The organism is Paenibacillus sp. FSL P2-0121 (genome assembly GCF_037975345.1).
GTDB lineage: Bacteria > Bacillota > Bacilli > Paenibacillales > Paenibacillaceae > Paenibacillus_AQ > Paenibacillus_AQ odorifer.
In genome coordinates this window covers 6725446-6744332 of record NZ_CP150245.1, presented here as the reverse complement: position 1 = coordinate 6744332, position 18887 = coordinate 6725446, and the positions used below count along the sequence as shown (strand labels likewise).

Annotated in this window: 15 protein-coding genes; 12 read left to right on the top strand and 3 right to left on the bottom strand. The window is 44.1% G+C overall.

What is annotated here, in order from left to right:
• The first annotated feature begins 27 nt into the window (after window positions 1–27).
• Window positions 28–2124 (top strand): cellulose biosynthesis cyclic di-GMP-binding regulatory protein BcsB, encoded by a 2097-nt coding sequence (locus tag MKY54_RS29755; protein ID WP_339188892.1) that lies wholly within the window; start codon window positions 28–30, stop codon window positions 2122–2124.
• The gene (locus MKY54_RS29750; RefSeq protein ID WP_036682174.1) at window positions 2114–2965 is read left to right on the top strand and encodes a diguanylate cyclase; all 852 of its coding nucleotides are present in this window, start codon (window positions 2114–2116) and stop codon (window positions 2963–2965) included. The genes MKY54_RS29755 and MKY54_RS29750 overlap by 11 nt, the downstream gene beginning before the upstream one ends.
• Before the next feature lie 6 nt (window positions 2966–2971).
• Here MKY54_RS29750 and MKY54_RS29745 read toward each other — a convergent pair whose 3' ends face one another.
• Window positions 2972–3523 carry a helix-turn-helix transcriptional regulator gene (locus MKY54_RS29745; protein ID WP_076191653.1) on the bottom strand — a complete coding sequence of 184 codons (552 nt, stop codon included), beginning with the start codon at window positions 3521–3523 and terminating at the stop codon, window positions 2972–2974.
• Between the two features lie 143 nt (window positions 3524–3666).
• Here MKY54_RS29745 and MKY54_RS29740 point away from each other — a divergent pair, with 143 nt between their 5' ends.
• The 8 genes from MKY54_RS29740 to MKY54_RS29705 all read left to right on the top strand — a co-directional run bounded on the left by MKY54_RS29740 (window position 3667) and on the right by MKY54_RS29705 (window position 12347).
• Window positions 3667–4320 carry an esterase gene (locus MKY54_RS29740; RefSeq protein ID WP_339188890.1) on the top strand — a complete coding sequence of 218 codons (654 nt, stop codon included), beginning with the start codon at window positions 3667–3669 and terminating at the stop codon, window positions 4318–4320.
• A complete protein-coding gene (locus tag MKY54_RS29735; protein ID WP_076181911.1) occupies window positions 4317–5087 on the top strand; it encodes a class III extradiol ring-cleavage dioxygenase in 771 nt (256 codons plus the stop codon). The genes MKY54_RS29740 and MKY54_RS29735 overlap by 4 nt, the downstream gene beginning before the upstream one ends.
• Before the next feature lie 16 nt (window positions 5088–5103).
• Window positions 5104–5892 carry an SDR family oxidoreductase gene (locus MKY54_RS29730; protein WP_339191311.1) on the top strand — a complete coding sequence of 263 codons (789 nt, stop codon included), beginning with the start codon at window positions 5104–5106 and terminating at the stop codon, window positions 5890–5892.
• Window positions 5893–6115: 223 nt separating this feature from the next.
• The gene (locus MKY54_RS29725; RefSeq protein ID WP_036682161.1) at window positions 6116–6364 is read left to right on the top strand and encodes a type B 50S ribosomal protein L31; all 249 of its coding nucleotides are present in this window, start codon (window positions 6116–6118) and stop codon (window positions 6362–6364) included.
• 131 nt (window positions 6365–6495) lie between these two features.
• Window positions 6496–7017, top strand: coding sequence for a YcxB family protein (locus MKY54_RS29720; RefSeq protein ID WP_339188888.1), 522 nt, complete (start codon window positions 6496–6498; stop codon window positions 7015–7017).
• An 83-nt stretch (window positions 7018–7100) separates the two neighbouring features.
• Window positions 7101–8675 carry a diguanylate cyclase gene (locus MKY54_RS29715; RefSeq protein WP_339188887.1) on the top strand — a complete coding sequence of 525 codons (1575 nt, stop codon included), beginning with the start codon at window positions 7101–7103 and terminating at the stop codon, window positions 8673–8675.
• 33 nt (window positions 8676–8708) lie between these two features.
• On the top strand, window positions 8709–9416 hold the full coding sequence (locus tag MKY54_RS29710; protein WP_076303640.1) for a DNA alkylation repair protein: 708 nt from the start codon (window positions 8709–8711) through the stop codon (window positions 9414–9416).
• Window positions 9417–9629: 213 nt separating this feature from the next.
• Window positions 9630–12347 (top strand): CHASE3 domain-containing protein, encoded by a 2718-nt coding sequence (locus MKY54_RS29705; protein WP_339188886.1) that lies wholly within the window; start codon window positions 9630–9632, stop codon window positions 12345–12347.
• Window positions 12348–12806: 459 nt separating this feature from the next.
• Here the strand turns inward: MKY54_RS29705 and MKY54_RS29700 are convergent, their stop codons facing one another.
• A complete protein-coding gene (locus MKY54_RS29700; protein ID WP_339188885.1) occupies window positions 12807–13847 on the bottom strand; it encodes a stalk domain-containing protein in 1041 nt (346 codons plus the stop codon).
• Between the two features lie 190 nt (window positions 13848–14037).
• On the opposite strand from MKY54_RS29700, the gene MKY54_RS29695 reads away from it, so the two are divergent.
• The gene (locus MKY54_RS29695) at window positions 14038–16611 is read left to right on the top strand and encodes a DUF2339 domain-containing protein (protein WP_339188883.1); all 2574 of its coding nucleotides are present in this window, start codon (window positions 14038–14040) and stop codon (window positions 16609–16611) included.
• Window positions 16612–16645: 34 nt separating this feature from the next.
• Window positions 16646–17359 carry an HAD family hydrolase gene (locus MKY54_RS29690; protein ID WP_076278268.1) on the top strand — a complete coding sequence of 238 codons (714 nt, stop codon included), beginning with the start codon at window positions 16646–16648 and terminating at the stop codon, window positions 17357–17359.
• A gap of 93 nt (window positions 17360–17452) precedes the next feature.
• Here the strand turns inward: MKY54_RS29690 and gdhA are convergent, their stop codons facing one another.
• Window positions 17453–18838, bottom strand: coding sequence for an NADP-specific glutamate dehydrogenase (gene gdhA / locus MKY54_RS29685; RefSeq protein ID WP_036682144.1), 1386 nt, complete (start codon window positions 18836–18838; stop codon window positions 17453–17455).
• Window positions 18839–18887: the final 49 nt, after the last annotated feature.

The following is an 18887-nucleotide window of genomic DNA, read 5'->3' as shown; positions in this document are numbered from 1 at the left end:
AAAATGTAATCACAGGAGAAACAGAACATGAAGATAAAAAAACAGCTGGTTATACTGTTAACCTGCCTCTCCCTTTTGTTAATTCCAATCCATCCTGCTGCCGCAGAGACGTTGCCGCAGGATCATAAGTCCACTTACACAACCTCATTTACGGGAACGGACTCGTCCTTAACAGGTTCGAGTGCCCAGCAGCAATATTTTGAGGTTCTGGATTATTGGAATGTGGATCAAGTAAAGATCAAACTGCATTTTCAAATTTCACAAATTACCGAAGAGCAGATTTCTAGTGTTACCTTAACGCTAAACGGCAGCCCGTTCTATACGTTTCGTCCGTCACTACAAGACAACGGCGAACAGCTGTTGACCCTTGTGGCGCCCAAGGGGTTTCTGAAAAAAGGGACGAATACGCTGGGCATTCAGGGCTATTTAAAGACAGATCGTCAAGAGGACCTCTTTTGTTCGGTCGATGAAACGTCGGATAATTGGCTGCATCTGTTCAATACGTCCAGTATTAACGTGATTTATACCGCAAAGCCCTTGAGTGGAGGGATCAGTGACTTCAGCGAGCGATTCGCCGGGATAGATACCTTAACGAAGAATCAGAGTATTCTGACTGTACCGGACAAAAGCACAGCGGCAGAAATGGAAGCAGCCACTTATGCTCTCTCCGGGTTTGTTAAGGGGATTACGTTAAATGATAAGACTATTCCCTTGCTTCCCTACCGGGCAGACACTGTGCAGAATAAGGCCGCAGTTGTACTGGTAGCTATGTATGACAGAGTACCAAGCGGGCTGAAAGCTCAGCTAAGCTCCACTGAAGATTTGGGTACGCACGCGCTGCTCCAGCTAGTGAATAAGGATACCCAGCCCACCTTGGTTGTAACCTCGAAGGATGAGAACTTGCTGATTAAAGCGGGTCGTTTGATTGCTAATCCAGAGCTGATCGGGCAGATCACTAGTGATCTGAAAACAGTAACGGATGCTACAGAAGTATCAGCACCTGCGCTTTCGATTAGCTCTAACATCACGTTCACTGAGACAGGTGATAAACTGACCGGGGCACATCATCAGGAGCAGACGTATTTTATTTCATTGCCAGCGAACCGCTCGATTGCCGATTCCGGTAAAATCAGCCTGGATTTCCGTTATGCACAGAATTTGGATTTTACTCGTTCATTGGTTACCGTGAGCATCAACAATACTCCGATTGGCAGTAAGAAGCTGACTAAGGAACTGGCGAATGGCGATATTCTTAATCTCTCGGTGCCTCAGAACTTGAATATCTCCGGAAATTTCTCGGTGACAGTGGCTTTTGATTTGGAGATCGAAGGAGCCAGATGTATTATCGATCGGGATCAAATGCCATGGGCTTATATCAGTAAAGATTCTGTAATGCAGCTGAATACGAAGGATCGCACGGATCTCTTATTTAATAACTATCCATATCCGTTCATCCGCGATGGGATCTATAATCATGTGGCGGTTGTACTGCCCGAACAAATGGATGATTACGCCTATTTAAGTGTATCGAATATCTTTAATCTGCTTGGTAAATATGCCAGCGGAAATATAGGGAATATCCAGTTCTATACCGATACCGTCAACGCCGATCATTTGAAAAATAATAATATCATCGCTATTGGTGCTTATAAGAATAATAAGGTGATCCGTGATCAGAATGCTAAGCTTTATTTTCAATATAACGGAGATGGAACCACAATTCGCTCCAACGAGAAAATGAGTATTGAAGAGCAATACGGCGCACGAATCGGAACACTGCAGCTGATTGATTCGCCATTTGAGGCGGGACGTGCATTGCTCGCGGTTACAGGGGTCAGCTCGGAAGAGTATTACTTAGGATCTAAACTGCTCGCTACAGAACGGGACAAGTGGAAGGTGTTTGGCGATGGTGCAATCGTTGATAAAGACGGTAATGTCAGCGCACACCGCTTCAAAACGATCACTGGAGCAGCCGAGGACTCTGTGGCCCAGAAAATAATGGAACGGTCGGATGTACTCAGTTTTATCATCGTGATTTTACTGGTGCTGACGCTGGTGGTTCTATCGCTGATCCTGCTGCTTCGCAAACACATGAAGAAACGTGGTGATAAGCGTGAGACGTAATCGTAGCTTAGTGTCAGACATCGCTCTCTTATCATTCTTGGTGTTATCGTTCCTCTGTATCGTCTTCATTGCCGGGGCACCGGATGATTACCTCCAGAATATTATCATTTTAACGGTGGCTTTTATTCTGGCCATTGTTACGTATTTTACAACGGTCACTGCCGGTCTGGTCTTGAATCTGGTATTTATCTTTGCTTACGGATTCTACACGATGTACCAGACGATAACGCTGGGGGAAACGATTAGCCTGAATACTTATTTCTGGCTAATTATGACTCCGCTATTAACGGTCGTTCTATGGGTATTCACTTTAAGCAGTCGTGATTTGCAGGTGGAGAATGAGCAGCTACGCAAAAAGACTGCCAATATGGCTATCGTCGATGAAAACACAAATTTGCGGAATAGTATTTCTTTTCAGACGGATGCTACATTATTTACAAGCATTTCGACCCGCTATCAGATTCCGCTCACCCTGCTAGTGGTGAAGGTGAAGTATTGGAAAGAGATCAGACGGATCATTCCTGAAGATCAGCTGGCAGAAGCTATCTATGACGTGTCTCAGCTTAGTCAGGCGAGTATTCGTACCAATGATGCACTCTATCTGCTAGATAAGGATGAAGCAACATGGGGCCTGCTGCTGTTCACGGACAGCGATGGGGCGAAGATTGTGATCGAGCGGATTAAGCTCAAGCTTCAGGAGTTGAATGACAATAATTTCTCCAGAAAATATAAGGTCAGCCTGGGTCTTAAGATTGGGGCGGTCGAATACCAAGCCGGCACGATTGAGAATCCGCTGGATTTCATTGTTCAGGCCAAAAAACAGCTGGAGTACGACGTGTAGGCCAGCTTAAAAATCAACGGTTTCACTATCAGCCTCTGTATGGATGGCGATGAGCACGCTTGCCGGCTCATCGCCTTTATTTATGACCAGATGTGGCACACAGGCATTCCAGCTAAAGGAATCCCCCGCTTGGAACATCCCGAAATCTTCACCTTGCTCCGCATAAACCTCACCTTTTATTACTAAATGGACCTCTTTGCCTTCGTGCGCCTGCGGAGTTTCACCCGTAGAAGTACCCGGAGGGAAATGGACAAGCACCATTCGTACACCACCTGCCGAGCTTAAATGCTCAACTTGCAGTTTATCACTTCCGCTACTGGTGATTTGCCGCTCCTTGGAGCGTACCACCTGCATCCGCTCTTCCTTTTTTAACAGCAAATAAGCCAACGGAACGTTCAGCGCATCCGCAATCAGGCTAAGGGTTGCAATCGAAGGAGAGGTCTTATTAGTCTCAACCTGGCTCATAAAACCTTGTGACAGGCCAGTAGTTTCACAGATTTGGGCAATCGTAATATGTTTTCTTTTACGGATTGTACGAATGTTTGAACCTATATTCATTAGTAAAGCCCCTTTTAATATTAGTAATAGCAAATATATTTTTATATTAACAAATTATTAATTGACATACTAGCTAGAGGTTTATAATATTATCTTTACAAATATTATTTTTGTATTACAAATATTTTGAAGGAGTGTTTAGTATGAAGGCACCTTATATATATGATGTCAGTCTACCTTCCGGTTACGATGAGAATCGGGTTTATCCGGTTATCTTCACCTTGCATGGCAAAGGTTCCAATGAGAAGAATATGTTCGGGCTTGTTGAGTCCTTGTCTGAAGAGTTTATTATTATCGGGATTCGGGGAAATATGATTTTAGGGGCAGGATTTCAATATTATGATCTCAAAAGTCTAGGTCATCCCATCCGCGAGCAGTTTGATCAGGCTGTATCGCAATTGCAGCAGTTTATCGAATACGCCACCGACAAATACCCTATAGATGCTAAACATCGTTATCTGCTTGGCTTCAGTCAAGGAGCCATTTTGTCCATGACACTCGCTCTTACAATGGGGAATTCGCTTCGGGGAATTGTGGCGCTGAACGGTTATGTTCCGGGGTTTGTGAAGACGGATTATGAGCTGAAGAGTGTGCAGGAGGTATCGGTCTTCATCTCGCATGGTGAATATGATTCTGTATTTCCAATTTCAGTGGGGACAGAAACAGCCGCTTATTTCGAAGGTCTAACCCCATTATTAACCTTTAAAACTTATCCTTCGGATCATGGTGTATTACCGCAGAATCAGCAGGACTTGATCGCTTGGTTACGGCAGAACTTAGGGAGTGATAAACTATGATACCTTCTTACTTTATTGCCCATGGTGCTCCTTCTCTGGTACTTGATAACAATGCATATACGAAATTTCTTGGGGAGCTCGCTGAGAGGAATGTCAAACCGAAAGCGATTGTTGTATTTTCTGCACATTTCGAAGAACACACACAATCGGTTGGAGTTATGGAGACTTTCGACACCATCTATGATTTCTATGGCTTCCCAGATGAGATGTATCGAATGACTTATCCTGCCAAAGGGGACAATGAGGTTGCACAGCAAATTATGTCTCTGTTCCACAAGAATGGGATTGCCAGCAAATTAAATACAGAGCGTGGACTAGATCACGGAGCTTGGGCTATTCTTAAATTAATCTATCCGAATGCAGATATTCCTGTCGTATCTTTGTCAGTTAATCGAGAGTTGTCCAATGAACAGCAATATTTAATGGGTAAGGCTTTATCTGAGCTGCGTGAGCAGGATATTATGATTATTGGCAGCGGTGGAACCGTCCATAATTTGCGTAGCGTGAAGTGGGGAATGGAGAACGTCGAGAAATGGGCGGAGACATTCGATGACTGGCTGCAGCACAGGGTGGAAGCTTGGGATACAGAGTCGCTATTTAACTATCAGGAGCTTGCTCCTTATGGCGTTGATGCAGTGCCGACTAGTGAGCACTTTATCCCCTTGATAATAGCTATGGGAGCTGGCGATAAAGGGAAGGAAGCGAAGCTGCTGCACCGAAGTTATCAGTATGGCAATTTAAGTCTTAGCTGTTGGGAGTTTAATTAAGAAGGAGGCATTAATGATGGACTTGGGACTTCGTGGGAAATCAGTTTTTGTAGCCGCAGCAAGTAAAGGGTTAGGACTCGCAACTGCGCTGGAGTACGCCCGTGAGGGAGCGAAGGTAATGATCGCCAGCAGGAGTATGGAGCAGCTTGCAGACGCACAGAAAGAGATTCAGGCAGCCACAGGACAGCAGGTGAACATGGTTCAGATGGATGTGACTGTCCCAGAGGATATCGTACATGCTATTCAAACGGCTGTAGCCAAAAACGGTGGGCTTGATATTGTAGTGACCAATACGGGGGGGCCTCATGGCGGAGGTTTCGCTGATATGGAAGACGCGGATTGGAACCAAGGATTTGAGCTCACACTGATGAGCACCATTCGTTTGATCCGTGAATCACTGCCGCATCTGCGCTCTTCTGGGGCAGGGCGAATCGTTAATATAAGCTCGATTTCTATCAAGCAGCCTATTGAGGGGTTAATTCTTTCCAATGTTTTTCGCGCTGGCGTGTATGCCTTGACCAAGAGCTTGGCTACTGAGCTGGCTGCGGATCGCATTTTAATTAATACGATCGCACCAGGGCGTATTGCAACCGACCGGATTCTTCAACTAGACGGCAAACGTGCACAAGCAGAGGGGATCCCTATGGAGCAGATTCAAGAGGAAGCGCTGCTGCAAATCCCGTTAGGAAGATTGGGCACGCCCGAAGAATTCGGCAAGGCTGCTGTTTTTCTAGGCTCTTTTGCGAATACTTATGTAACGGGACAATCTCTTTTAGTCGATGGAGGAATGGTGAAGTCGCTCTAACCTCCGGCGTTATGGGTAGGCTTTGAAAGGTTATGGAAAAATTAGTAATTTGAATATTAGTTGCTTTGTGCTCTAAATAAGCGTATGATGGAGCGGTGGTCTAAATCGTAAGATTTACGAATTTTCCTACGTTTATTAGGTTATACTATATATAAACCTACAGATCATTTGGATAATTTACCATAAAGGCTCCACGAATTTATTCAGAAGGAGGACGATCAGAATGAGAGAAGGCATACATCCTAAGTACAACCAAGTGATTTTCTTGGATGCAAGCGTAGGCTTCAAATTCTTGAGTGCATCTACTAAATCATCCAATGAAACTATGGAATGGGAAGACGGCAACACTTACCCAGTGCTCCGTGTGGACGCAAGTTCCGCATCCCACCCATTTTACACTGGTAAACAAAGAGATACAGAACAAGGCGGCCGTGTTGATAAGTTCAAACAACGTCTTGCACAAAAGAAATAAGAATCCTTACGGATTGAAGAGGGACAACCCATGTAGAAGCAATCGCTTCGGGGATGTCCCTTTTTTGTGTTCAGGCATGTTAAAATGAGATGAATTTAAAAATATACATGGCGTCGAGGGAGCGATCAGTGATGGAAAATGTAATAAAAGTAGATACAGTCCTAAAGAGTGAAGACGTTCAGGAGTTTAACTTATGGTTCAGCTTGAATAGCCGGATTATACTCAACTCTTTTAGCGTAGTCGCTTACTTTATGATTTTGTTATTAATTACTAAGGATTACAGTACTCAAAGCATCTCAATCCTGGCTGTGACTGCTATAATTCTTGCTGCTGTCTTATGGTATATGACCAAGTCAAGCTTGATCAAAAAATCCAAAAAGGCGTTCAAAACAGATAGCCTAATTCAGCAACCGCAAAATTATACGATTTCAGATGAAGGCATATCTTATCTTTCCGAAGCGGGCACTGGGCAAGTGAAGTGGGAAGAGATACATAAGATAGGTGAAACTACGAACTTGTTTGTGTTTTTTGTGTCCACACAGAGAGCGCTGATTATCCCTAAACGTTTCTTTGAATCGGCACAAGATAAAATAACATTTAAGGATTTAGCCAGAAAATATATGTTCTCCAATCGGGTGAAATTTAAAGCATAAGATGTGCTGTTATTGTTGATTCATTTGTACCAAGGATTAGGCTATAATGATAGGAGCGACTTGAAAAATAGGAGAAATATGGCATGCCATGGATTCAGGGATATCCGTATTACTTATTAATGGGCAGTGTTCTAAGTCTGTACATGGGCGTCAGCTCCTATCGGCACCGTAAGTTAGCAGGGAGACGCTATTTGTGGATCTTAATGCTGTTAGTCAGCCTTATATTTGTTGCAACGGCGGGAGAGATTATGTCACCCTCTTTTCAGTCTAAGCTGTGGTGGAAGAATGTACAGCAGGCTCCGCTTTTTTTTAGTGCGCTCTTTACTTATGCTGTGGTAAAAGAATACGTATCTCCTTCCACAGGGCGCCTGCCCGTGAAGCTTGCCATCTTCTCTATCCCTATTGTTATGGATGTACTTCTTATTTTTACGGATAGCTATCATCATCTGATGCGCAGTGAAGTGTCCGTCCTGACGGTTGCGGGTGTTAGTGGAATTGCTGTAAAGCCTACGCTCCTTAGTATGGCTTTTATTGCGTATGATCAGCTTTTTGGGCTATATGCAGTCTGCTTGCTTGCAGTTTCCCTACTGAATACCCCGAGAGTTTATTTGCGGACTAATGTCCTGCTGTTGGCGGGTTTGCTGGTTCCGGTTATTTCCGTCTTTTTACTCCCCCTCTTGAAGATTACCATTACAGGTTTTACGGCGTTTACTTATTTGCCTGCGATTATAGCGGCTTATTTTGCACTTTTTGTTAGCTCCAAATTAACCATCTTCCCTCTAACCAAAAACAAAATTCTAGAGCACATGAAAGACGGCGTAGTTCTGACTGACCGTTATGATAATATCATTGGCATAAACGATGCGGCGACTGCTATTTTATACGACATTACCGGAATAGCGAACGATAATTGGATGGGAAAAAACATTGATCTTTTTACGAAGTCTCACAAAGACATTGCAGCTCATTACAATCAGAGGACGGAAGGACAGTTTGAGGTAGTTTGTTCTGGTGCAGAGGAGCTCTGTTATGGGGTTTCTTTAATTGCTACGGAACATACGACAACAGAGAATAAGGGTATGCTTATTGTGTTTAGTGATCATAGTGAGAAAAAGCGATATGAGCGTGAACTGGTCTATCAGGCAACGGTTGACGATCTGACAGGGCTTTATAATCGCAGGCATTTCATGCAAAGGGTTCAGAATCAAACGATCCCGGATGGATTAGGGTTGGCTCTGCTGTTATTTGACATCGATGATTTTAAATTAATTAATGATACTTATGGTCATTTAGCGGGCGATCAGGCGTTAGTTGATTTCTCGAATAAAATACTTCAGGTATACCAGAATAAAGGTATTGCTGGAAGAGTAGGTGGCGAGGAATTTGCTGTATGCTTTTTCGCTGAAGATAAACGTGCAGCCTTAAAAGAAGCAGAGGATTTTCGTACAATGATGAGTGATTACACGATAATCTTGAATGAACAGGATAGCATTCATCTTACCGCAAGTATCGGAATCTCTTTTACGGAGCGTAGAGAGGTGACTTTCGAAGATTTATATCGGGAAGCGGATGAAGCGTTATATCACTCTAAGAATACAGGGAAGAACAGAGTTACGTTAGGTCGTGAACCGATCATAAGAGAAGCGGTAAAGGGATAAGAACATCGAAGATAAGGGAGTGGCCTAATGAATCTGACTGTTGATGAAGTGATGAGCAAGCTTGAGGAGATGGGTACAGAGCAGACGAAACGTACTTTCTTACGACATGGCGCAGTGGAACCTTTATTTGGAGTAAAGGTAGGGGATATGAAGAAGCTGGTTAAGGATGTGAAAAAAGATCAGAGTCTGGCAAGGGCTTTGTATCAGACAGGCAATTACGATGCAATGTATTTGGCTGGACTAACGGTCAATCCTAAGAGTATGACGAAGGAAGAGCTTCAAAGCTGGGCTTCGGCGGCCAGTTGGCATGCGGTAGTGGAATATATAGTATCCCCTCTCGCCGCAGAGAGTCCATATGGATTGGAACTTGCGAGAGAGTGGATTCGTTCCTCGGATGAACTAATAGCCATTTGCGGCTGGAGCACTTATGCCAATTACATTTCAATTACACCGGATGATAAGCTGGACATCGCTGAAATTAGGGAGTTGTTACAACAAGTAGGCGCTACTATTCATCGGGAGCGGAATCGTGTCCGTTATACGATGAATACTTTCTTAATTATGGTGGGCAGCAGTATCACAGAACTGCATGAGGAGGCAGCAAAGATCGCAGCAGGTATAGGTAAGGTCCAGGTGAACATGGGACAAACCGCTTGTAAAGTTCCTATGGCTGTTGATTATATTGCTAAGGTTGAACAAGCTGGGAAGCTTGGTGTGAAGAAGAAAACTTGTATTTGCTAAGTTAGATATTTAGGTAACCCTTCAAGGTGAAAGGCACTTGTGGGGTTTTTTTTATTCCGGGAAAAACAAGTGTTTCAACCCTGCGGAAATTGTTTAAATTAGCAGCAGTCAAAATTTACATAGAAGAATTAATGAAGCCTTATTCAAGTAATCTTTTACAATGATGTAGAATAGAAAGGGGTTTATAGTTAGAAGACAGGACGGAGGCTAGTTGTGAACAAACGCCGATTCACTTTGCAGTATAAAATACTGTCAATTACAGTTTTAATCGTGATCTGTCTATTAGGATTCGTTTTTGTCATGCATGGAAGAATCAATGCTCTACAGCGGGAAACCAGCTTCATCTCTCATCAGGATCGAGAGATTACTAATTTAGCTAATCTAATTGAGAAGAATATTTTGGATATGGAAACCGGACAACGCGGATATGTCATCACCGGCGATAACAAGTATCTGGAGCCCTACAATTTGGGTAAGGCTGAATGGGAGGCTAATTATGATAAGCTCTACGTGCTGACTGCTAATGATTCTTTACAGCTACAGCGTCTGTTGGGTATTGAAAGTAAAATTAAGCAATGGATCGAACAGTCCGGAAATTATGTGATCCAGTTGAAAAAAGAGGGACAGGACGTTGAGCTCCTAAGATACTTTAATTCCGACGATGGCAAAGATCAAATGGATCGGATTCGTAATCAGATCAGCACTTACCGCGAGACGATGAAAGAGAACACCAACAGTCTGATAGCTAGACAAGCAGACAAGAATAAATTATTGCTAGAGCTTCTTTATATTGCTTGGGCAATTATAGCGGTTACCGCGATGGTCGCTTCGTGGATCAATTCACGCTCCATCGTTAGTACGGTTCGTAAAGTTACCCATACGATTGCAGAATTGAAATCTGACGAAGATATGAAGACAAGGATAGAGATCACCACGAATGATGAGATCAGGGATCTGAGCGTAGCTACGAATCATCTGATAGACACGCAACAAGAACGGATATGGATTCAGGCTAACGCAAACGAACTGTTGGCGAGGTATCAGGGCATCACACATATCTCGCAACTGGGCGATATTTTTCTTGGCAAAACCGCAGAAGTGATCAATTATCCATATGGATCCTTATATGTTCGAACACAGGATCATGATCGGGATTTCTTTAAGAGAGTCTCTATTTTTGGCGGAAGCAGTAACATTCCAGATCAGCGGGCATTCCAGACCGGAGAAGGTCTAGTTGGACAATGTGCTAAAGAGGCGCGTTTGATGCAAATACAGGATCTGCCGGAGGATTATATTAGCATACAGTCTGGGCTGGGTGTTTCTGCGCCGAAGGCGCTTCTGTTAATGCCGATTTCTTTTTCGGGTGAGGTAGTTGCTGTGGTGGAAATCGCCGCCTTTGCTCCACTTACGGAATTGCAGGTTAAGTTCCTAGGGTCTATTTCGAATGCCTTTGGCTCTGCAATTAACAGCACGATTAACAGTATGAAGATTGACCAACTTCTGGCACAATCTCAGCGTCTAAACGAAGAACTACAGGTATATACCGAGGAACTACAGACTCAGTCTGAGGAGCTGCAGATCCAAACGGAGTCACTGCATGCAACAAATAGAAAGCTGGAGGATAAGAATCTGCTGGCGGAACAAAAGTCATTGGAGGCGGAAAGAGCTCAAATGGAGCTTAGTGAATACACAGAGTTATTGCAGCAAAGCTCACAATATAAATCTGAGTTTCTGGCTAATATGTCTCATGAACTGCGAACTCCGCTGAACGGCATTCTGCTGCTCTCCGAATTTCTTATGGAGAACCAGTCGGGAGCTCTAAGCGAAGAGGATATTGAATTCTCAAAAGCCATTCATTCTTCGGGACAAGATCTGCTGGCGCTGATTAACGACATTCTGGATTTGTCCAAGGTTGAGGCAGGAAAGCTGAATATTGAAATTGAAGCGATAAATATATCGGAGATTCCGGAGGCAATGATCCAGAACTTCAGTCAGCTTTCCCGCAAAAAAGAGATTCCTTTGCAAATACAGCTCGGAGAGGACTTACCCCCGCTGTTTTATTCGGATGCTCAAAGAGTACGGCAAATTATTATAAATTTGCTGTCCAATGCGTTTAAGTTTACGACGGAAGGCGCAGTCACTCTGGAAATCCGTTTAGCAACTAAGGACGAGTTGCTGGATTTGGCAGGTTCGTATACAGGGGAATTTATTGCCTTCGCCATCAAAGATACTGGAATTGGGATTTCAGAAGACAAACAGTCAATTATCTTCGAAGCATTTCAACAGGCGAATGGAAATACAGAACGTCAATATGGGGGAACTGGGCTAGGTTTATCCATATCCAGAGAGCTGGCAACATTACTTGGTGGTAGAATTACGCTGGAGAGCCAAGAGGGTGTGGGCAGTGTCTTTACAGTGTATTTGCCTTTGCAGCTTGAGGCTCCAAGCCTTGAGGAAGTGGCTGATCAAGCGACTGTTATTCAAGAGATCGGGAGTGGAGTGGTACTTGCCGCTACAACGGCTGAGGATACACGTACTGACTTCACTTCTCTGAATCAAAAGCATGTACTTATCGTGGATGATGATGAACGGAATTTGTTCGCTTTATCAAATACCCTAAGAAAGCGCGGGCTGCATGTAACTACAGCTACTAACGGAGAGAGCGGCCTGTATGAACTGGAGCAAGCGGCTTCTATAGATATCGTTCTTATGGATATTATGATGCCAGTGATGAACGGGTATGAGGCAATCAATCGGATCAGACAAATGCCCGCAAAGAAGGATATTCCCATCATTGCACTGACTGCAAAAGCGATGAAGGAAGATAAGGCTAAAATCCTACAGGCTGGGGCAACAGATTATCTCAGTAAGCCTGTTAACTTGGAGCGTTTATTAGCGTTGATGCAATTGATACTGGCTAGCGATTCATGAGCTAGACCTCCAACTTCGGACAACTCGAGTGAAGTTGCGCGAACGAAGTAACTATAATCTGCTCTGCTATCGGACACAGCTGACCGTTAACGCAGCTTTTTACCACATTTGTAATTCTAACGGACCCCACTGACGCTATTGGCATAAAAAACATCGAATATGCCCCTCTTTTTAATGAATAGTGGCGCTGGAGTCCGAAACGCTGCTCTGAAGGCAGAAAATTCGCAAATAAAGTCAGCTGGGTCCGTAAGGCTCGCGATTATGATCATCCCAAACTCTGCAGCAAGGCAAGTAAAAGTGTGACCAAGCGTTCAGCCGGCTTTCGTTTACCTCACAAATCGGCTGAAGCGAGTCAGCCAACCTATAGTCTATAACGCAAAACAGCGATCCTCCCATAACGGAAGGATCGCTGTTTTAATGTCTCTTTGGAATCTTTTTAATAAGATTCCAGTCTCTCTCTTATTGTTGTGCAGAATCTACTACAACTTTGACAGCTGTGCCGATGGGTGGCAGGCTTCTGGTCAGCACTGGGCTGTAGAATCCGATAACTTTTGTGCCTTTAACAAGCTCGCTGCTTTTAACAGCTTCGCCGTCTTTGTTAATGAGCACTGTGTCTTCGCTAATGCGCAGTACTACTTCTTTTTGTGACAATTCGCTCAGGCCACTACCTTTAACAGTGATACTAATATTTCCCTTATCGTCTTTTTGAACTTCTTCAATAGTACCAGCAGTACCTAGAAGATCATCTTGTTTTTGCTTATCCAGAACGGTGATTTTGTAAGTTGGTGTTTGTGGCGGAAGACTCATAGTCATGACCATGGAGTGTTCTGCTTTTACTGTCATCCCGATATGGAGATCTTTGAGTGCAATTTTAGTGCCGTCAGCCATCTCAATAGCCGTATCTTCCCCTACATTTAATACGATTCCATCCGTACCTACACCTTGGATTTGAACGGATTGGTATTTACCACCATCATAGACTGCTGTAATCACACCAGTCTTAGTCATGTGCTGCTCGGCGGCATTTGTGTTGATCACAATGGAATCTCCCTTCACAGTCATGTTTTGATGAATTACTTCGCTTAAAAAGGAAGCTGGGACATACAAAGTGGAGTCAACCAATTGTGGTGCAGTTCCAAGTGTTGTATTCATTTTGTTGATACTATAACGATCTTCTCCAGCTTTCACTGTAGTGAATACAGCGCCATTGATAAGTTCAACGGATTTATTCTGTGCATTCCAGGTTAATTCAAATCCAAGGGCTTCAGTAATTGAACGTAGTGGTACCATCGGCTCTTTACCGCTTATGCTTTGGAAGCCTGTTTCTTTAATAGTCGATCCGTTGATTTCAATCGCAAACGTCTTTTGATTAACGCTAGCGGAGGTTTGTGTAGCCTCATTTTTAGCAGAAGTTGTGGTGGGTGCAGCATAAGCTGCTCCTGTAGAAAGTGCTAGGGACAAAGTTAAAAGAACTGTACTTGTTTTTAAAATGTTGTTCATGGTTGTGAGCTCCTTTTAAAATCTTTTGTTAGTGTTGTTATTATTCTGACGGGACACCCCTCCAAAATGTTGCAGTTTTTTTGCATCCCGATTGTAATCTTCATTCACTGCAAATATAAAAAAGCATAAGACCCCACAGCTATATGTAGTAATATGTAAGTATTAACAATCGCTCACATAAGGAGGCGCTATGGAGTCATTCAAAGATCGACTGAGATTCATGAAGGTACAGCAGGACGGGCTTATTAAGGAATATGAGGCTCTGATCGCGGAATATGAAAGTCACGATCTGGTCAACGAGAATGAATACTTGAAGAAGCAATATGAGAAGCATAAGCTCGCTTTGGTCGAGCTAAAAACTCAGGTAGGTAAGCTTCAAGAAGAGAATACTGAGCTAAGAGTTGCGCTAACGGAACAAATTTTAGATGAGAAGCTGGGCATTCTTAAAGTGTCGAGGCAGAAGCTGCAGACTTATTTTGCCTCTAGAAGCCACGCTCATACGGATCGGCTGACGGCTTTTGAAGTGGAGACGAAACGCCATATTCAGCAGCTGTACCACACAGCCTCCAGGCAGCTGGGTGAGGAACAAGCAGAGATATCCAGTCGACTCGGGGCGTTGGCGGCAGAATTAAATGAGCGTGTGCTGGCACAGCGGCAGAGACTGAGGGGAGCGGAGCTTCGCCTCAACTCGGGCATGGATAATGGATTACATGATTTTGCCTCGGAAGAGATCAGTGAAGAGGTGCTTAAGCGCCGAAGAAAACAAAACCAGATCGAAATGAAGATTGGACTAAGCTGGATTAACAAGCTGGGTATTCTGCTGTTGATTTTGGCGGTGGGGGCAGGCTTCCGGTATACCTATTCCAACTGGTTCACAGGTTATATGAAGGGAAGCGCTTTTTTTCTACTGGGATTATTGATGCTGGGAGGCGGGGAGTGGCTATACCGCAAAGGAAAAGGCACCTTCGCTTTAGGGCTGCTTGGCGGCGGGATTTCGGTGCTGTATGGCTCTATTTTTTATAGCTATTTTCTGCTTGATATTATTAGTATATATGTAGGGTTATCCTTGTCTGTACTCGTTACTTTAACTGCGGTACTCCTGTCTTTAAGGTATGAATCACGGAGTATTTGTGCGCTGGGCTTAATCGGAGGATATCTGCCCTTATACTCTTATCTGGGGGCGTTTGGCCTTTCGGGCAACGCGGTTTATGTGGCTATGGGTTACTTGTTTTTATTGAATTTATTCATCTTATTGATTTCTTTCCGCAAACGCTGGAACGTTGTCAATTATATCAGCTACTTATTTAATACACCCTCCATGCTCATATTAATAGCTTTGTCGGATAGCAACGGAATTAATATGTGTTATGCTGTTTTGACTTTTGCGATGTATCTGGGAATTACCTTGTGGTACCCGTTCAAATATCGTTCCAAGCTGTCCTGGTGGGATTTCTCTCTCTTAGGATGTAATACGTTTATTAGCTGTCTCACCTTGTATATTTTATTTATGGATGCAGGACTGAAGGATTACAATGGTGCACTGGCGTTGCTTTTCTGCCTGCTGTATCTCGGTCTGGGTCGAGGGCTTGAGAAGCTGATGCCACAGGAAAAAGAAAGCATGCTGCTGTTCTACGCCACTTCACTGACCTTCGGCATATTGATGATTCCATTTCAATTTGGAGCGGCTTGGTGGTCCATCGGTTGGCTGATTGAGGGCGTCGTTCTTACGCTGTATGGCAATCTGAACCGCTTTAAGGGGATGGAAAGGGCAGGCTGGGGCATTATGATGCTCTGCCTTGTAGTATTCTTCTGTCTAAATGTACCGACGCAGTGGGTCGCAGACTATCAATGGACGAATTTTAGAGATGTCTACTTCCCGCTAAAATATGTCTTTATCACAGCAGGCATGCTGATTGTCGCGGTGTTGTATGCTGTTCAGCATAACCGTAAGGATGCTCTTCAGCGCAGCGAACCTTATGAAATCACCTTAGCGTTGTGGTTCAAATATGCGGCGTTATTAAATTTCTGGATCTACGGCTTGTATGAATCGGGAAGATTGTATCATCTGGTTGTACCGGAGGATTTTGCGCATAGAACCTTCTATAATTTGCTGCTGTCCGCTGTATGGACATTGGTTCTGGCTTACGTGCTGCCAAAGGTGAAGGTGCTGTATGACACGATTGTTAAATATTTTGTGAGACTTCTGTTTGGGATTGGCTACGTCATTTGTATAGTGATTACAGTAGGTCTGCCAAGTCTGCAAAATAATTTCGCGCAAAATACAGCAGCTGATTATATCGCACTGGCCGTACTGATTATCTTTAATATCTTTGTTTGGTTTAGCGGACGTGATCTGCTGATTGCAGCGCTGAATCGCCAGTTTAAGAGTATGGAGATCTATCCTGTTTTCATGGCGATTTATCTACTCGGCATTATCACCGCTTTCCTAGGAGTGCAATTGCAATTGAGTGATGCAGGGTTAATTTTTAGTCTCATTTATCTACTGTTAGCAGTTCTATTTATCATGTATGGCTTCCGCAAAAGGTATGTGTACATCCGGCGCTTCGGCCTTGGATTAACGCTGCTGGCCACGGGCAAGCTGCTGCTCTATGATTTGGGTCTGCTGAATACTGGCAGCAAAATCATAGCCTATGCCAGCTTTGGTATCTGTTTGCTCGGCATCTCCTATCTCTATCAAAAGGTGTCAAACCGGATGGAGGAGGGCCAGACAACCACCGACAATGGCAATGGTACTAAGGGATAAAACACAGAGAGAATAATAGGAAGGAAGACGGTGGATGTACGAGACTTATATTTTCGACCTGTATGGCACATTAATCGATATTCAGACAGATGAGGAGAAGCAGGAGGTATGGGATCGATTATCGCTCCATTTCGGATATCAGGGGATGTCCATAACAGGAAGTGAGCTACAGGCACAATTTCTGCGGGAGAGGGATTTACAGCTCGCCGAAGCCGCACGGAATTGTCAGTATCCAGATTTCGTAATGGAGGATGTGTTTCGTTCTGTGGCCCGTCAATTGGGTGGGGAACCGGATCAAGCGTGGTTACATGAAACGGTTAGATGGCTGCGGACATTATCGATGATCCATATCTCACTTTATGAGGGTGTGGTTGAAATTCTGCAAACATTAAGAGAACGTGGCAAAAAGGTGTTTTTGCTCTCCAATGGCCAGAAAACCTTTATAGAAGCAGAATTAATGATGCTGGGTATTCTTCCTTTATTCGATGGCATTGCCATTTCGTCCGAAGCAGGAGTGAGTAAGCCGGATCCGCTATTTTATCGTTATTTAGTTGAACATTATGGAGCGGATTTGCGTTCGGCCATCATGATCGGGAATGATCCCCGTACGGATATTGCAGGGGCGCTAACGATAGGAATAGATTCCTGTTACATTCGTACGGCTTCTTCACCCCACGATACGACTGTGGAGAGTACTCAATCGATTTGGGACGGGGATTTGCGGAAGATCCCCGGATGGAACGCTTAGACACACAAAAAGTCCCCGTAACCGGATTCTTGCTGACCGGTTACGGGGACTTTTGTATGTCAGGCGTTCGTGACTAGAGCGCCGGTAATTTATTTAGATTACACCTTCAGCCAGCATAGCGTCGGCCACTTTTTTGAATCCAGCGATGTTCGCTCCTGCAACAAGGTTGCCGGACTGTCCATATTGCTCGGATGCATTTACAGATTGTTCGTAGATAGAAACCATGATTTCATGCAGCTTCGTATCTACTTCTTCAAAGCTCCAGGACAACCGCATGCTGTTTTGTGCCATTTCAAGCGCAGATACAGCTACGCCGCCAGCATTAGCAGCTTTAGCAGGTGCGAATAGTACGCCAGCTTGTTGGAACTGATGAATAGCTTCAAGGGTGGATGGCATATTGGCACCTTCGCCTACTGCTTTTACACCATTCTCAATCAGTTTCAATGCCATGGCTTCATCAATCTCATTCTGAGTAGCACTCGGAAGGGCGATATCACAAGGAATGGTCCAAATTTGCGTGGAATCTTCAGTATACACAGCGTTAGGATGTTCATTCACATATTCACTAATCCGTTTTCTTTCGACTTCTTTCAGGCGGCGGACAGTTTCGAGGTTAATCCCATTTTCGTCATAGATATATCCGGCGGAATCACTACAAGCTACGACTTTAGCGCCTAGCTGTACAGCTTTTTCGATCGCATAGATCGCTACGTTACCAGAACCGGAAACAACAACGCGGCTTCCTTCAAAGGAAAGGCCTTTTGCTTTCAGCATCTCGTTTACGAAATAAACTGTACCGTAACCAGTAGCCTCTGTCCGAGCCTGACTTCCGCCGTAACCAATACCTTTACCAGTCAATACGCCAGCCGGATATCCTCCGCGGATCCGCTTGTATTGTCCGTACATGTAGCCAATCTCACGACCACCTACACCGATATCTCCTGCAGGAACGTCTTGGTCAGGACCGATGTAATTTTGCAATTCAGTCATGAAGCTTTGTGCAAAACGCATGATTTCGCCTTCGGATTTACCTTTAGGATCAAAGTCGGAGCCGCCTTTACCTCCGCCGATGTGTTGGCCGGTAAGAGCATTTTTGAAGATTTGCTCGAAACCAAGGAATTTGATAATACTAGCATTAACGGATGGGTGAAAACGAAGTCCACCTTTGTAAGGTCCAATTGCACTGCTGAACTGTACACGATATCCACGGTTAACTCTGACCTTACCTTGATCGTCTGTCCAAGGAACACGGAACATAATCAAACGTTCTGGCTCAACCAATCTTTCCAGAATGGCATTTTCCTGATACTTAGGTTCAGCAGCGAGGATTGGAAGCAAAGATTCAAGGATTTCCTTTACGGCCTGATGAAATTCGGGCTCAAAAGGATTACGCGCAACAACCTGTGCGTATACGTCTTCGATATAACGATGTGCCTTGTTGCTGTTTGTGTCTAATTGCTGGGTAGATACAGAGCTCATGAATTCAACCGCCTTTTCTAGTATTCATTTGGTCCAACACTTTTTTTAT

Bases quoted from the DNA above. Each gene is read 5' to 3' on its own strand.
- MKY54_RS29755 (WP_339188892.1), top strand. From the start codon at position 28: ATGAAGATAAAAAAACAGCTGGTTATACTGTTAACCTGCCTCTCCCTT.
- MKY54_RS29745 (WP_076191653.1), bottom strand. From the start codon at position 3,523: ATGAATATAGGTTCAAACATTCGTACAATCCGTAAAAGAAAACATATT.
- MKY54_RS29740 (WP_339188890.1), top strand. From the start codon at position 3,667: ATGAAGGCACCTTATATATATGATGTCAGTCTACCTTCCGGTTACGAT.
- MKY54_RS29735 (WP_076181911.1), top strand. From the start codon at position 4,317: ATGATACCTTCTTACTTTATTGCCCATGGTGCTCCTTCTCTGGTACTT.
- MKY54_RS29730 (WP_339191311.1), top strand. From the start codon at position 5,104: ATGGACTTGGGACTTCGTGGGAAATCAGTTTTTGTAGCCGCAGCAAGT.
- MKY54_RS29725 (WP_036682161.1), top strand. From the start codon at position 6,116: ATGAGAGAAGGCATACATCCTAAGTACAACCAAGTGATTTTCTTGGAT.
- MKY54_RS29720 (WP_339188888.1), top strand. From the start codon at position 6,496: ATGGAAAATGTAATAAAAGTAGATACAGTCCTAAAGAGTGAAGACGTT.
- MKY54_RS29715 (WP_339188887.1), top strand. From the start codon at position 7,101: ATGCCATGGATTCAGGGATATCCGTATTACTTATTAATGGGCAGTGTT.
- MKY54_RS29700 (WP_339188885.1), bottom strand. From the start codon at position 13,847: ATGAACAACATTTTAAAAACAAGTACAGTTCTTTTAACTTTGTCCCTA.
- MKY54_RS29695 (WP_339188883.1), top strand. From the start codon at position 14,038: ATGGAGTCATTCAAAGATCGACTGAGATTCATGAAGGTACAGCAGGAC.
- MKY54_RS29690 (WP_076278268.1), top strand. From the start codon at position 16,646: ATGTACGAGACTTATATTTTCGACCTGTATGGCACATTAATCGATATT.
- gdhA (WP_036682144.1), bottom strand. From the start codon at position 18,838: ATGAGCTCTGTATCTACCCAGCAATTAGACACAAACAGCAACAAGGCA.